Here is an 11,527-nt window from a genome sequence, read left to right on the forward strand (position 1 = left end):
AACCTACGACGAAACCCATGCCTTCCCACCTCCTCTCGTGCTCGCGGCTTGACTGTTAACTTCCTGAGATGTCTTTCGTAGACTTTCGGGTGCGACACCGGGCGGCCTCTTACCGCCCGGTGTCGCACTGCGTTTGCGGGGTGCTGCCGTCTATGCGGCTGCGGTGTCCTCGGCTTCGTCGGCGCGGGGTTCGAGTGCCTCGGCGAGGGTGTGGACGGTCGCCAGGACTGCGCGGGCTGTGTCGGTGATGACCTCGAGGTCTCCGTTTCCCCATCCGGCGATGTAGCCGATGCTGTAATCGGTGGTATCCAGTCCGAGTAATCCGGCCAGGACGTAGGCGACTGATTCGGCTTCCACTTCGGCGCGGCCTCGGTGCAGCTCGGCGGGCGCGATGTCTCCGCTGGCGTGCATGAGCGCGTGGGTGGCTTCGTGAATCATCGTTTTAGCGGCTTGGGCGTCGCTGATCGTGTCGTCGACGATGATGCGGCGTGATCCGTCGAGGCTGGTGCGGCCGTTCGATTCTCCGGCGATGTGCTCGCGGGTGACGGTCCATCCCTGCTCGGTCATCACGTCCGCGATGCGGGTGTAGATCGCGGCGGGGTCTTCGCCTTGCAGTCGGGTGGTGATGGTCTCGGCGGCTGCTGCGGGGTGCCCTTCGATCGGATCGGTCTGGGCGATGTCGAACACGGACAGGATCGGGAACCGTGCTGCTCGGCGAGTGGTTTCCTCGCCGGTCTCGGTGTCGGTTTCGGTGATCTTCTTGGTCGAGTAGCCGAAAATCTTGATCGACTTTTCGCCCTTGCGGACCTGGCGTCCGAGTTCCTGCCACTTGCGGAATCCGGCGACCTGGCTCGCGTCCGGCGCCTGCGAGAAAATCAACATCACGTTGTTGAAGCTGTACGCGTGGAACGCTGCTGCGGCGGTCAGGTAGGCGGCCCATGCATCGGTGTCGGTGAGCTGGGCAACCTTCGCGGTGATGCTCTCGTGCAGTGCGGCGGCCTGCTCGCGGCGCGCTGCGCTCTTGTCCGCCGTGGTCTTCGCCTGTGCGCTCATAACTGGAACCTCCGCTGATCCGGTGGCGTCCCCCTGCTCGGTGGCCGCCAATTTTTTTGCCCTGCTGGCAAAGGAGAATCGCGTCGGCATGAGGGGGCCGGAGTGCCACCCCTGGGCCGGGAAAATTTCTCTGCGAGCGTGCGAGTGCGGGTTGAGAAAATTTCTCGGAGCCCTCGGGCCGGCATCGCCGCCAGGGGTTGCGCGCAGGTCACCGCCGACGAGAATCGGAAGGCCAGAAGGACAAACAAATCAACGCTTTTCGCTGGTGCGGAGCGCAGCGGAGCTCAATTCGGAGGACACCGAAGGTGGCCGGCCGCTGGGCAGGCGCCAACACACCGCCGCAACGGGCCTGGCGTTCGCACCTCCCACTCGGTGCGCTGGCGGGGTGATTGTGCGGGAGCGACGGAGGCCGGCCACGTGTGGTGTCGCGGTAGCTCTGCTCTCGCGGTGAGTTCCCTGAAGAGAAACGGCCTATTTAAACTCGCTCGTATTCTAAGAGGGGATATCTTTTAGCCCTTGTTAGTAAATACGCCACGATGCACCCAGCTTGGAGTGCCGGAGCATTATTATCGTGTCTGTACGGGCAGCTGAGAGCCAATTCTTGCCGGGTGTATCAATTCAGTCTCGCGACTCCGGGAAGCTCGCAGATTGTCGGTGTGACCTGGTACGATTGCTCTACCTTCTCGAAAAATCGGGAAGGCCAGGAATCCCAGAAAGAACGGAAGTGCACCAGAAGTGTGTGGAAATTCTGATTCAAAGGGGACATATGTGAATTGATACGAAAGGACACTCACATGAATAGAAGTAATGAGTTACATGAGGAAAACGGATCTAGTCGAGAGAATGCATCTGGACAAAGGACTCGATCTCGTTGGTGGTCGGATGAGTCTTTGGCAACGCAGGTGTGGCGCGGCGATCGGTCCATGCAGGTGATCGGCAAGGCAGCGGATGCCGTTTGGGGTCTGATCAGCGTGGTTTTCCTGCTGATTCGCGTCGTAGGCTGGCTGGGGTATGAGGTTCCTTTTGGGGATCCCGCTGCGCTTGAATTTGTGAAGTCGGCAGTTTGGATCCCTGGATTCAAAGGTTTGGTGCGTCGGGTGTTGATTGTGGCGTTGGCGTTGCCGCTGATTCTGGTGGGCTGGTTGGTTCGATGGGTACGAAGAGCGTGAGGGCGCTGTTCGTAGGCCCTTAATCGCAAATGGAGATGAGGATGGTCCGACCCTGAGTCGGGCCATTTCTCTGTCCGGGGGTTGTCCGTCGGGGGTCGAGGCTTGGTCGCGTTTCGGCTGGTCGGACGTGCGTTTCGGATCTTCGTCGGCGGCGCTTGGTGGTTGAACGCTGCTAATTTGGGCGTGTCCACAGGTTGATGCGAGGTGGGGGAAAAGTTGATGGATAGTTGGAGTCCGGATTTTCGGCCGCGGAAGTGGGAGCGAGAAAAGGAGCAGTTCGCGGCATGGATGGCCGGCGCGGACGTTCGTGGGCTGTGGAAACGTCGCCGTTTCGGAATCTGGCGCGAGGAGCAGTTTTCGGCGCGGATACGCGTTGCTCGCGACGCTGAGCAGAAGCGTCAAGCGGAGCTGATGGCGAATCCCAGTGCTGAGCTTGTTGAGGCATATCGGGAGTTGCAGGCTGCGGAGGCGGCGTCCGGTGCGAGGATCGGTTGCGCGCGGGGCGGCGATATGACTGACCCGAAAACGGTTCGGGCTCTTGCTCGGCTGTTGAGTGATCCCGCCGAAAAGTTTCAGTAGGAGCAATTCACGGGCCGCATTTGTGCTGGTCAGTCCGCTTTTGTTTGGAGTTTCAGTCGCGGCCGAGGTCGTGGGCGCGTTTCGGTGTCTGGGTCCGCGAGGTTTCCGGCCCGGTCGTCCCTGATTCCCGTGAACCCGTCGGTGGCTGTGACGGGTAGTCGAGTAGGCGGCTGCGTATGAGGTCGCTGAGTTCGTTGGGGTTGTAGGGTTCGCGGTTTCCGCTGCGTAGATGCTCGATCATCGCTTTGTGGTGCTCGGCCACCTCGAGGTGGATGACGTTGCCTTGGGTGCTGGCGAGTGTGGGTGGTTCGGTGTTGTTGCGGTGTACGCCGGGGGTTAGGACGTCGCGGAGTGGTGTGTGGGTTGCTTCCATGGCGACGTAGCGGGCTGCTTGTACTGCGGAGGCGTGGACTTTTTGCCAGTCGATGGTCCAGCCGGAGGATTTGAGGAGTTCGTCGAAGAAGACTCGTTGTGTTCGGGAGTTGCCGTCTCGGAATGGGTGCAGGACGGTGGTTTCGCCCCAGTGGTAGGCGAGTCGGTCGACGGCGCGGTCTTTCGGGAGTCCTTGGGGGAAGTTGTCTTTGGCGATTCCGCGGAAGATGAACGCTGCTTGATTTTCGATGTGTTCGGGTCGGCAGTGTGGGAGGTTCATGCCGACGGCGCCGGTGTCGCGGGTGCGGAGGGTGCCGGCCCAGTCGTAGACGTCTTGCAGGATGAATTGGTGGATCTTTTTGAGGTGGTCGAAGTCGAAATTGCCTGGTATGGGCTGTGTTTCGAGTTGCAGGATTCGCTGGTAGGCGGCTGCTCGTTCGACTACTGCGAGTTTCGCGGGGTCGGTGATGCCGTATTTGTTTTTGAGGACGCCTGGGGCGATCTCGTACTCGTAGGGGTCGTTCACTCGGGCTGTGCTGCCTCGTATTCGGCGAGTGCTGCGGCGACTGCGAGTTCAACGGCTTTGTCGCCGGTGATTTCTCCGCGTAGTTGCCGGCGGCCGATTTCGACGTCGGTGGCGCTGGGTTCCATGCCGGCCATGCGGTGTCCGGCTGTGGCGGCGGCGATGGCTCGGTCGATCTGGGCTTCGGTCATGTGCGACTGTGCGTTGCGTGCAGTGGTCACCGGTGCTCCTTCGTCGACTCGGGCGAGTGTGGTGGTGCGCAGGGGAGCTGCGCACCGTTGTCTATTCTACCTGATCATTGCCTGTTTCCTGCGGTCAACAACGGTTGTGGAGCGGTGCCTGAACAGGGTGTTTCGGTTTTGTGCGGCGGCCTTGTCGGTGCGCTCCTCGAGGGGGGCGTCTGCGAGGGGTTGCACTGCTAGCTTTGCCCGCTGTACCGGCGCCATACGTAGGGGGTGGCGGCGACGAGAACCAGCAACAGCGTGACCAGGGCGAGGATCATGCCGAATTGCCACGGCTTCATTGCGTCGGGAAAGAACAGCCAGCCGATCAGTGTTCCGAGTACGAATCCGGCTACTGCTGACGCGGCTCCTGCTTTTGCGACTGGGGCAACGATGGTGGCGATCTCGTTGTTCATGGCGTTCCTTTCTGTCGTTTCCGGCGATTGTGCCTGGTAGGTCCGACACGGACCTACGGACGGGTGTTCAGAACAGAGTGTTTTGGGTTTGTGCTGCGGCGTTGTCGGTGCGTTTCTCGTAGGCGGTTGCGAGGGTTTGTGCGGCGGTGGGGCTGCATCCCATTTCGGTGCCGATGTCGTCCCAGCTGGCTCCGTGGTGGTGCAGTTGCCAGGCGTCGTGTTCGTCGTCGCTCATGATGGCGTTAACCCTGTCTCCGGCGGCCGCTGGTCGAAACTTGCTGGCGGAGGGGTGAGATCTCGCGTCCATCCGCGATCGCTGAGCACGTTGTCTATGCGGGTGATGTTGGCGAGTTGTGAGCCTCGCAGTGTGACACGAAGTCGGTACGAAGGTTGACGCCAGAAAGTGATCGAGTGGCACATCGGGCCGAGTGCGTTGACCGCTGACGGATAGTCATTGATCCAGTGCTGGCGTTCGGCCAGACTCACCCGCCGTCCTGGTTCCGCTTTCCGGCGTTCAAACCAGAGAACGGCCTCGTCGGGCATCAGGTCCTTACCGTTCGCTTCGGTCATGTTCGATTCTCCTTGGCGTCTAAAGGTTTCCGGCGGCTGGCGGCTTTGGCGAAGCTGTAAACGGAGGCGGTGAGGGCGATGATTCCGGCGGTGATCACGTGTTTGGTGCCGATCGTGAAGTCCAGGGCCGCAACGGCGAGCGCGAGGACTCCGAAGATGCTGTGTTTCACCACACCTGGCTTGTTGGTCATGCTCGGCCTTCGCGGATGGCTGCGAGGCGTTGGGAGGCTGCGCGGCGTTCACGGCCGATGCCGAGCAGGTGCTCGAACAGTTGGTCTTCGGGGAGCTCTTCGGCGGCTTGGGCGAGGGATCGTGCTGCTTCGCGGAATCCGCGGCGGTATGCCTGGGTGAGAACTGCGGCGATGTTGTGCTCGAGTTCAGCGGACGGGACGCCGATGGTGGTGATGTCGGTGAGTGCTTTGGTGAGTTGTTTCCCGAGGTGCCCGCTGGTGCGGCCTTCCTGCTGCAAGGTGGTGAAGACATGGGCACTGTTGTGAGGTTTGCCGGCCAGAGCGAGTTCGGAGATGGCGGTGAACAGTGCCGCGTTCACGGGTCGGTAGAAGTCTGCGCTGGTCAGAGCTGCGACGGCACGCTTCGCACTCTCGGCCGGCGCCCAGAGCAGCGAGCACAGGAGCTGAGCTTCGACGTCGAGAGCGGTGCTGTACTCGTCGATCTCGTCGCTTTCGCTGGTGAGGTCGTCGAAGTCGGGGACGGTGGCCAGTGAGAGTGTCACGTCGGGGTCCTTGCTGTCGCCGGTGGGCATAGGAGTCAGGGTCGCGGTGAGGTGAGTTGCCGGTGACTGCGCAGGATCTCGGTGGCCGCGCGGAGGTTGCGGGCAGCCTCGGCGAGATGAGTTGCGATGTCCTGGTCATGGGCGGCAACGTCTTCGGCGGTGTCCGCGTCAGGGGCGGTGTAGAGGGTGTGCAGCTCTTCGCGTGCATCACTGATTCCGGCGAGGGAATCGTCGAGGGCGGCGAGCATGGTGCGGAGTTTGCGGTCGACGGATTCGCTGTCGCAGCGGAGCTCGGCGTCGAGTGCGCGGTCGACGAAGTCTGCATCGGGAGTGAAGGTGAATGCTGCTGCGGTCATGGTGTCCTCCGTAAGTTGTTGGATGGTCCGGAAGTGCTGGGTGTGGCTGATGGTGTCCTGCCTTATGTGGCTCGAAACGAGTGGCCGCCCAGCGCTTCGGGACGCCCTGGCTGCTGATTGAAAAATGTGCTTCGAGTGCTGTTTACGGAGATGACGGTGGGGTGTTCCTCGGGCCTGACATGAGTAGGCGACATGGAGGAGCGATGAGAGAAACTCACACCCACGCATGGGTTGGAATCGACGCCGGCAAGGGCCATCATTGGGCGGCAGTGGTCGACGAAGCAGGGTTGATCGTGTGGTCGCACAAGATCATCAACGACGAGACCGCGATATTGCACGCGCTGAGCGAAATTCTGGCCTTGGCCGACGAACTCCATTGGGCGGTAGATATTTCCGGTACCTCCTCGACGTTGTTGCTTGCTCTTCTCGCCGCGCACGGACAGAATGCGGTTTACGTCCCTGGTCGCACCGTCAACAGGATGTCCGGCGCGTATCGAGGGGAGGCGAAAACCGATGCCCGCGATGCCTATGTGATCGCGGAAACTGCTCGACACCGACGCGATCTGTCTGTGTTGATTCCACCGGCCCAGCTGGCCGCGGAACTCGCGCTTTTGACCTCGCATCGGACCGATCTCGTCGCTGACCGAGTCCGGCTGATCAACCGTCTGCGTGACACTCTCACCGGTGTCTTTCCTGCGCTCGAGCGGGCTTTCGACTTCGGGCGTCACAAGGGCGCGTTGGTGTTGTTGACCGGTTTCCAGACGCCGCGCGCCATTCGGCGACGCGGACGCGTTCGTTTGAGCTTGTGGCTCGGTAAACGTGGGGTACGCGGGGCGGACGGTGTCGCCGAGATTGCGTGGGAAGCGGCGTCCGCGCAGAATGTGGTCCTGCCTGGTGAGGCTGTTGCGGCGCAGTTGGTGGCCGATATCGCCGACAGAGTCCTCGCAGTGGACGTCCAGCTTGCTCGTCTCGACGCGCAGATCGGTGAGACCTTCCGCCGCCATCCACAGGCTGCGGTCATCGAATCCATGCCCGGTATCGGTCCGATCCTCGGCGCGGAATTCGTTGTCGCTGCCGGTGATATGTCGGCGTACTCCGATGCCGGTCACCTCGCCTCGGCAGCGGGGTTGGTTCCGGTCCCCCGCGATTCCGGCCGCCGAACCGGCAACATGCACCGACCCAAACGCTACAGCCGGCGACTGCGGCGCGTCTTCTACCTCTCCGCTCAAACCTCCATCATCAAAGATGGACCGAACCGCGAGTTCTACCTCAAGAAACGAAGTGAAGGAATGAGACACGTTCAAGCGGTGATCGCCTTGGCCCGTCGACGAGTGAGCGTGATCTGGGCATTGTTGCGCGACAACCGACTGTTCGTCGTTGATGCACCCGCCGTCCGAACTGCTTGATTTCCTCATTGAAACTCGCTTCGCTGGTGAAAGTGTGTGGTCAGGCGGCCGGGGTGAGCTTGGAGATTTCGTCGGGACGGAATCCACTCCAGTGGTTTTCTCCTGCGACGACGACGGGGGCTTGCAGGTATCCGAGACTCATGACGTAATCGCGGGCCTGTGCGTTTTCGGTGATGTCGATGACGTCGTATTCGATTCCCGCTTTGTCGAGTGCGCGGTACGTGGCATTGCATTGCACACATGCGGGTTTGGTATATACGGTGATCGCCATTGTCATTCCCCCTTGTCGGTGATTCTTTATTGATTTCATTCTATCGAACAATGCGATATAAGCCAATACTTTAGCGGGCATTTCTTCGATTAGTTTCCGCGTTAGCTAATGACATCTTCAATCATTTTCCGCATTCTTTCACTAATCCAAACCGTGATGTACACAGCTACTTGCATGCGCCCTACCAGCATTTTCTCCCCTCCCCCGGTATGTGCCGATATTCTGGTCTCGGCGGGAGCGGGTCAAGGTGAGTGTAGGAAAAAATATCGCAGCGCCGTTGTTCGAGCGTGCGAGTGGCGCGTGTGGATATTATTTCTGGAGCGGCCTTGATGCGCGAGTGTCGGGATAGAAGAATGTTCACACCGGGGCGGGTCGGTTCCTTTTCCTTGCGCTTTTGTCGTGGTTCGTGGCCCGCGGCCGGGTGCTTTCTCGCGTGTCGGTGGTGGTGTCCGCCTTCCGCCCTTCCGGTCCGCCGGTGGCTCTTTACCGCCGGCCGGGGGCGGAAGGTGCGGGGCGGAAGGGCGGACGATCCCCAACCCTTTCGGGCCGGGGATCGCCGCTTCATCGGGTCAGTCGATCGCGACCTCGTCGAATGTGAGCTGTCCGGTGATGATTTCCTCGACGGCGGAGAGGGTGTAGCCCTGTTCCATCAGGAAACTGAGGTACTGGTCGGCATTCTTGGGCTTGGATCGCCATGCGTCTTTGACCATGCGGGACTCTTGCGCGGCGATCACCAGCGCGAGGAGCAGCACCTGAGCGCGAGCCTCGGACGCCTTCGCCACTTGCTCGGCCAACTCTCGGCCGGGGTAGTAGCCCTTGAATCCGAGCAACTCACCGAGTGATTCCGCTGCCTTGTATTCCGAGATCAGCCCGGGATCGCGGGCGAGGGTGGTCGCGACGTAGGCCGCTGCCGTTTTCGGTGGGGTCTTGCGGGCGAGCAAGGTTGTGCGCAGGAACTCGCGGCGGACGGTGGTCGCGGCCTCGGCCTGCTTGTTCAGCTCGCGAACTCGTCGCCGTTCCTGCTTGTCCTTCGCTTCCTGCTCGCGCACTGCCCGAGCTGCCTCGGCGGGGCCGTTTCCGCTGCCACCTGCGGCGGCGGGAACCGCGTCGATGATCGGACGCGGCTCGAGTCCTGCGCCTTCCTGGTCGATGCACCAGTATTCCGGTAGGTATTCGGGCCGGTAGTCGACAGTGTTGGCGTGCCGTAGCCCTTCGTCGGGTACGGCGGAATCGTCGTCCTCGGTGTCCCAATCGACGTCGTCGTAATCGACGCGCTCGCCGGTGGCTTTGTCGAAAAAGGCGTCGTTCAATCCCAGGAACACTGCCCAGAACTGCGGGGCTGCGTCGATCATGTCCGGGGTGACCTCGTCGCCGTCTGTGGTGACCAGGTCGGACGGGGACGGCACATCCTCCCCGAAACTGATGTGATCGTGCGGAAGGATCGTAAATCCCTTCTCCTCGAACGGGGCTGCGGCGCGGGCGTATGCCTCCCGTTCTTCGCGCAACCCGCGTAGTCGCTCCGCTACGTGGTCGAAGTCGTAAGACCGTGTGGTCAGGAGCTTTTCGACGGCTTCGGTGTCTCCGGCTTCCTCGAACTCGGCCACTACTGCCGCATGTGCGAGGTCGAGCTGGCCGGCGTCGAGGGCGGCGCGGGCTGCCTCCGCTTTCCCTACCGCTGCCTGGGCTTTCACATCCTTCTTGTCCATCGCGAGGGTCTTGGACACCTTCGTGATGGATGCGCCGAATTCGAGCATCTGCGCAACCCCTCGGGTGTGCTGAGCTGCGGTCAGCCCTTCGCGGTGCCGGTTGGCGGTGATCTGCTTGCCGATCCGGTCGACGGCGCGGGCCTTGTCGCTGCCTGCGGTGTCGGGGTAGATCACGACAGGGATGCTGGTCAGGCCGGTTTCGCGGGCGGCGAGGGTGCGGCGCTGGCCGTCGCGGACGACGATCGTTCCGTCTGCGGTCCGGACGGCGCTGATCGCTTCGAGTACTCCGTTTTCGCGGATGGATTCGACGAAGTCGGGGGTCTGCGCCAGATCGACGCTGTCGCGGACGTTCTCGCCGATGTCGAGGGCGTCGGGGTGCAGCTGTGCGACCTCGAGTGCTGCGGCGGGGGCGGTGTGTGTTGCGGTCATCGCGATTCCTCTCGTAGACTTCGGGACACGACACCGGGCAGATAGCAGCTGCCCGGTGTTGTGTTGTTTCCGTGGGGTTTTCGGTCTCAAGCGGTGGCCGGTTCCAAGATCACTTGATCGGCCGTGGGGTGACGGTCTCGGCAGCTATCGGCCTCGATGTGCGCGTCCATCAGGGCGGAGGCGTGGCCGTGGTAGTCGAGCGCGATGAGCAACTCCACGAACACGTCGATTTCCGAGCAGCAGTTGTGCTCGACGACGCTGGCGAGATACTCGGCTGTCTCGAACAACTTCGCCCAGGCATCCGCTTTCTCGCAGATGTTGTGTAAGTCGTATCCGTACATGGGTTTCCCTTTCGGTTGGGTTGGTGTCGCCGGTCATGCGGCGAGCAGTACGGAGGCGTCTGCGAGGGCGTTCTCGGCGTTGGCGAGGTGCCCGCTGCGGACGCGGCCGTGCGGGAGCCTCTTCGCGTGTGCGATTTCCGCTGCGGCCCAGGTCGCCAGACGGCGAACCTGCTCGTTGCGTTCCTCGTCGCTCAACTGGCGGGGGCAGTTTCCTCGAGGTTGATGATTGCGGTGCTCATGCCGGTGTTCCTTTGCTGGTAACTGGTGGTCGTCAGTTGGTGGGAGTGGCGGCGGCGTCGATGTCCTCCTCGGGGTGTCCGGCGTCGCGGGCTGCGGCACGAGCTGCGGCGAAGGCGTCCACCAGGGCTGTGATGTCGGTGAACCCTTCGCGGCTTCGGTCGAACATCGCTGCATCCAGGGCAGCGGTTGCCTCGACAACGGCGACCAGTGCGGGCGTGAGGGTCGGGGTTTCGGTGCTCATGTGGCTCTCCTTTGTGGTGGTGGGCTGGTTGTCGTTACTCGGCGTTGACGCACTGTGCGGCGTCGTTGTGCATGCGAGGGCAGGAGTAGTCACCGCACCCGCAACTGAGTCCGGCGTAGTGGATGGTTGCCGCGCTGTAGTCGTCGCCCTCGGTGTAGTCGTAGTCCTCGCTCATCGGTGACCTTTCGTTCGTGGCTGGGGACCAAACCCGTGCCCCGCCAATTTTTTTCGCCTTCTGGCATAGGAGAGTTGGACCGGCATTAGGGGGCCGGAGTGCAACTGGTGAGCGGAAGAGTTTTTCTGCGAGCGTGCGAGTGCGGGTTGAAAAAGTCTTTCGAGCCGAAGGCCGGAGCGAAGCGGAGTCAGCGGTTGCGCGCAGGTCACCGCCGGTCAAAATCGGAAGGCCAGAAGGAGAAACAAATCAATGTTTTTCACAGAACGGAGCGCAGCGGAGTTCTCTTCGGGGGGGACACCGGAGGTGGCCGGGCCGCCGGGCAGGCGTCAGCTTTCCACCGCCGCGTGCAATCGCAAACACCGACCGCCTAACTGCGGTCAGAACCCCGGTCCGCCGACCAGGGTTCTTCTAGGACTTCTTGCTATCTGGGGTGTTCTTGTCGCGCAAGCCCCCCCAAGCTCAGGACTGCCGTCAGCAGTGCTCCGCAGAGCAGGAATCCGACAACCCGTGTGCTGCGTTCGGCGCCGCTAAGATCGGCCCAAGTCAACAGTTGCGCCACGACTGCGACGAGGTAGAGCAACAGGGTTGCACTCGTGAACTTATGGGTTAGGTGGTGGGGCAACCGGGTCATCGCGGGTTTCGTTCAGTGCTGTCGACGGCCATCGTAAGCTCCCCACTGGCGGCCATTTATGGCGCATTTTGTGGCCATGGTTTCTCCCCGCGTAC

18 protein-coding genes are annotated in these 11,527 nt (G+C 61.9%); 3 read left to right on the forward strand and 15 right to left on the reverse strand.

Annotated features, from left to right (window positions below):
• Positions 1-150: 150 nt before the first annotated feature.
• Positions 151-1,053, reverse strand: a complete 903-nt coding sequence (locus AC1Q6C_RS32910) for an ArdC-like ssDNA-binding domain-containing protein (RefSeq protein WP_492667099.1) — start codon at positions 1,051-1,053, stop codon at positions 151-153.
• 794 nt (positions 1,054-1,847) lie between these two features.
• Here AC1Q6C_RS32910 and AC1Q6C_RS32915 point away from each other — a divergent pair.
• Together AC1Q6C_RS32915 and AC1Q6C_RS32920 are read left to right on the forward strand one after the other, a co-directional pair.
• Positions 1,848-2,222, forward strand: a complete 375-nt coding sequence (locus AC1Q6C_RS32915; RefSeq protein WP_257899355.1) for a hypothetical protein — start codon at positions 1,848-1,850, stop codon at positions 2,220-2,222.
• A 219-nt stretch (positions 2,223-2,441) separates the two neighbouring features.
• Positions 2,442-2,801 carry a hypothetical protein gene (locus tag AC1Q6C_RS32920; protein WP_219468634.1) on the forward strand — a complete coding sequence of 120 codons (360 nt, stop codon included), beginning with the start codon at positions 2,442-2,444 and terminating at the stop codon, positions 2,799-2,801.
• A 52-nt stretch (positions 2,802-2,853) separates the two neighbouring features.
• Here AC1Q6C_RS32920 and AC1Q6C_RS32925 read toward each other — a convergent pair whose 3' ends face one another.
• The 8 genes from AC1Q6C_RS32925 to AC1Q6C_RS32960 form a co-directional block, all read right to left on the reverse strand.
• Positions 2,854-3,699, reverse strand: coding sequence for a Fic/DOC family protein (locus AC1Q6C_RS32925; RefSeq protein WP_243621721.1), 846 nt, complete (start codon positions 3,697-3,699; stop codon positions 2,854-2,856).
• The gene (locus tag AC1Q6C_RS32930; RefSeq protein WP_219468632.1) at positions 3,696-3,917 is read right to left on the reverse strand and encodes an antitoxin VbhA family protein; all 222 of its coding nucleotides are present in this window, start codon (positions 3,915-3,917) and stop codon (positions 3,696-3,698) included. Before AC1Q6C_RS32930 ends, AC1Q6C_RS32925 begins: the two co-directional genes overlap by 4 nt.
• 197 nt (positions 3,918-4,114) lie before the next feature.
• The gene (locus AC1Q6C_RS32935) at positions 4,115-4,333 is read right to left on the reverse strand and encodes a hypothetical protein (protein ID WP_219468629.1); all 219 of its coding nucleotides are present in this window, start codon (positions 4,331-4,333) and stop codon (positions 4,115-4,117) included.
• A gap of 67 nt (positions 4,334-4,400) precedes the next feature.
• Positions 4,401-4,568, reverse strand: a complete 168-nt coding sequence (locus AC1Q6C_RS32940; RefSeq protein WP_219468625.1) for a hypothetical protein — start codon at positions 4,566-4,568, stop codon at positions 4,401-4,403.
• Positions 4,565-4,903 (reverse strand): hypothetical protein, encoded by a 339-nt coding sequence (locus AC1Q6C_RS32945; RefSeq protein WP_219468622.1) that lies wholly within the window; start codon positions 4,901-4,903, stop codon positions 4,565-4,567. Before AC1Q6C_RS32945 ends, AC1Q6C_RS32940 begins: the two co-directional genes overlap by 4 nt.
• Positions 4,900-5,094: a hypothetical protein gene (locus AC1Q6C_RS32950; protein ID WP_219468620.1), complete on the reverse strand. Its 195-nt coding sequence runs from the start codon at positions 5,092-5,094 to the stop codon at positions 4,900-4,902. Before AC1Q6C_RS32950 ends, AC1Q6C_RS32945 begins: the two co-directional genes overlap by 4 nt.
• Entirely contained in the window at positions 5,091-5,666 is a 576-nt protein-coding gene (locus tag AC1Q6C_RS32955) for a DnaB-like helicase N-terminal domain-containing protein (protein WP_219468616.1), read from the reverse strand. The genes AC1Q6C_RS32950 and AC1Q6C_RS32955 overlap by 4 nt, the downstream gene beginning before the upstream one ends.
• 5 nt (positions 5,667-5,671) lie before the next feature.
• Complete coding sequence (locus tag AC1Q6C_RS32960; protein WP_219468614.1) at positions 5,672-5,992, reverse strand: hypothetical protein; 321 nt, start codon at positions 5,990-5,992, stop codon at positions 5,672-5,674.
• Positions 5,993-6,195: 203 nt separating this feature from the next.
• Here AC1Q6C_RS32960 and AC1Q6C_RS32965 point away from each other — a divergent pair, with 203 nt between their 5' ends.
• Entirely contained in the window at positions 6,196-7,398 is a 1,203-nt protein-coding gene (locus AC1Q6C_RS32965) for an IS110 family RNA-guided transposase (protein ID WP_065353057.1), read from the forward strand.
• 40 nt (positions 7,399-7,438) lie between these two features.
• Here AC1Q6C_RS32965 and nrdH read toward each other — a convergent pair whose 3' ends face one another.
• The 6 genes from nrdH to AC1Q6C_RS32995 all read right to left on the reverse strand — a co-directional run bounded on the left by nrdH (position 7,439) and on the right by AC1Q6C_RS32995 (position 10,801).
• Positions 7,439-7,669 carry a glutaredoxin-like protein NrdH gene (gene nrdH, locus AC1Q6C_RS32970; RefSeq protein ID WP_042925377.1) on the reverse strand — a complete coding sequence of 77 codons (231 nt, stop codon included), beginning with the start codon at positions 7,667-7,669 and terminating at the stop codon, positions 7,439-7,441.
• A 569-nt stretch (positions 7,670-8,238) separates the two neighbouring features.
• Positions 8,239-9,804 (reverse strand): ParB/RepB/Spo0J family partition protein, encoded by a 1,566-nt coding sequence (locus tag AC1Q6C_RS32975; RefSeq protein WP_219468611.1) that lies wholly within the window; start codon positions 9,802-9,804, stop codon positions 8,239-8,241.
• Between the two features lie 86 nt (positions 9,805-9,890).
• Positions 9,891-10,145: a hypothetical protein gene (locus AC1Q6C_RS32980; RefSeq protein ID WP_219468608.1), complete on the reverse strand. Its 255-nt coding sequence runs from the start codon at positions 10,143-10,145 to the stop codon at positions 9,891-9,893.
• Positions 10,146-10,178: 33 nt separating this feature from the next.
• Positions 10,179-10,340 carry a hypothetical protein gene (locus tag AC1Q6C_RS32985; protein ID WP_219468606.1) on the reverse strand — a complete coding sequence of 54 codons (162 nt, stop codon included), beginning with the start codon at positions 10,338-10,340 and terminating at the stop codon, positions 10,179-10,181.
• A 76-nt stretch (positions 10,341-10,416) separates the two neighbouring features.
• On the reverse strand, positions 10,417-10,626 hold the full coding sequence (locus AC1Q6C_RS32990) for a hypothetical protein (protein WP_219468604.1): 210 nt from the start codon (positions 10,624-10,626) through the stop codon (positions 10,417-10,419).
• Between the two features lie 34 nt (positions 10,627-10,660).
• Positions 10,661-10,801, reverse strand: coding sequence for a hypothetical protein (locus AC1Q6C_RS32995; protein ID WP_219468601.1), 141 nt, complete (start codon positions 10,799-10,801; stop codon positions 10,661-10,663).
• Positions 10,802-11,527: the final 726 nt, after the last annotated feature.

It is taken from the genome of Rhodococcus sp. MT28, assembly GCF_058792695.1.

What these genes read in the sequence shown, in the direction of transcription:
- AC1Q6C_RS32910 (WP_492667099.1), bottom strand. Translation starts at nt 1,053, where the DNA reads ATGAGCGCACAGGCGAAGACCACGGCGGACAAGAGCGCAGCGCGCCGC.
- AC1Q6C_RS32915 (WP_257899355.1), top strand. Translation starts at nt 1,848, where the DNA reads ATGAATAGAAGTAATGAGTTACATGAGGAAAACGGATCTAGTCGAGAG.
- AC1Q6C_RS32920 (WP_219468634.1), top strand. Translation starts at nt 2,442, where the DNA reads ATGGATAGTTGGAGTCCGGATTTTCGGCCGCGGAAGTGGGAGCGAGAA.
- AC1Q6C_RS32935 (WP_219468629.1), bottom strand. Translation starts at nt 4,333, where the DNA reads ATGAACAACGAGATCGCCACCATCGTTGCCCCAGTCGCAAAAGCAGGA.
- AC1Q6C_RS32940 (WP_219468625.1), bottom strand. Translation starts at nt 4,568, where the DNA reads ATGAGCGACGACGAACACGACGCCTGGCAACTGCACCACCACGGAGCC.
- AC1Q6C_RS32945 (WP_219468622.1), bottom strand. Translation starts at nt 4,903, where the DNA reads ATGACCGAAGCGAACGGTAAGGACCTGATGCCCGACGAGGCCGTTCTC.
- AC1Q6C_RS32950 (WP_219468620.1), bottom strand. Translation starts at nt 5,094, where the DNA reads ATGACCAACAAGCCAGGTGTGGTGAAACACAGCATCTTCGGAGTCCTC.
- AC1Q6C_RS32955 (WP_219468616.1), bottom strand. Translation starts at nt 5,666, where the DNA reads ATGCCCACCGGCGACAGCAAGGACCCCGACGTGACACTCTCACTGGCC.
- AC1Q6C_RS32960 (WP_219468614.1), bottom strand. Translation starts at nt 5,992, where the DNA reads ATGACCGCAGCAGCATTCACCTTCACTCCCGATGCAGACTTCGTCGAC.
- AC1Q6C_RS32965 (WP_065353057.1), top strand. Translation starts at nt 6,196, where the DNA reads ATGAGAGAAACTCACACCCACGCATGGGTTGGAATCGACGCCGGCAAG.
- nrdH (WP_042925377.1), bottom strand. Translation starts at nt 7,669, where the DNA reads ATGGCGATCACCGTATATACCAAACCCGCATGTGTGCAATGCAATGCC.
- AC1Q6C_RS32975 (WP_219468611.1), bottom strand. Translation starts at nt 9,804, where the DNA reads ATGACCGCAACACACACCGCCCCCGCCGCAGCACTCGAGGTCGCACAG.
- AC1Q6C_RS32980 (WP_219468608.1), bottom strand. Translation starts at nt 10,145, where the DNA reads ATGTACGGATACGACTTACACAACATCTGCGAGAAAGCGGATGCCTGG.
- AC1Q6C_RS32990 (WP_219468604.1), bottom strand. Translation starts at nt 10,626, where the DNA reads ATGAGCACCGAAACCCCGACCCTCACGCCCGCACTGGTCGCCGTTGTC.
- AC1Q6C_RS32995 (WP_219468601.1), bottom strand. Translation starts at nt 10,801, where the DNA reads ATGAGCGAGGACTACGACTACACCGAGGGCGACGACTACAGCGCGGCA.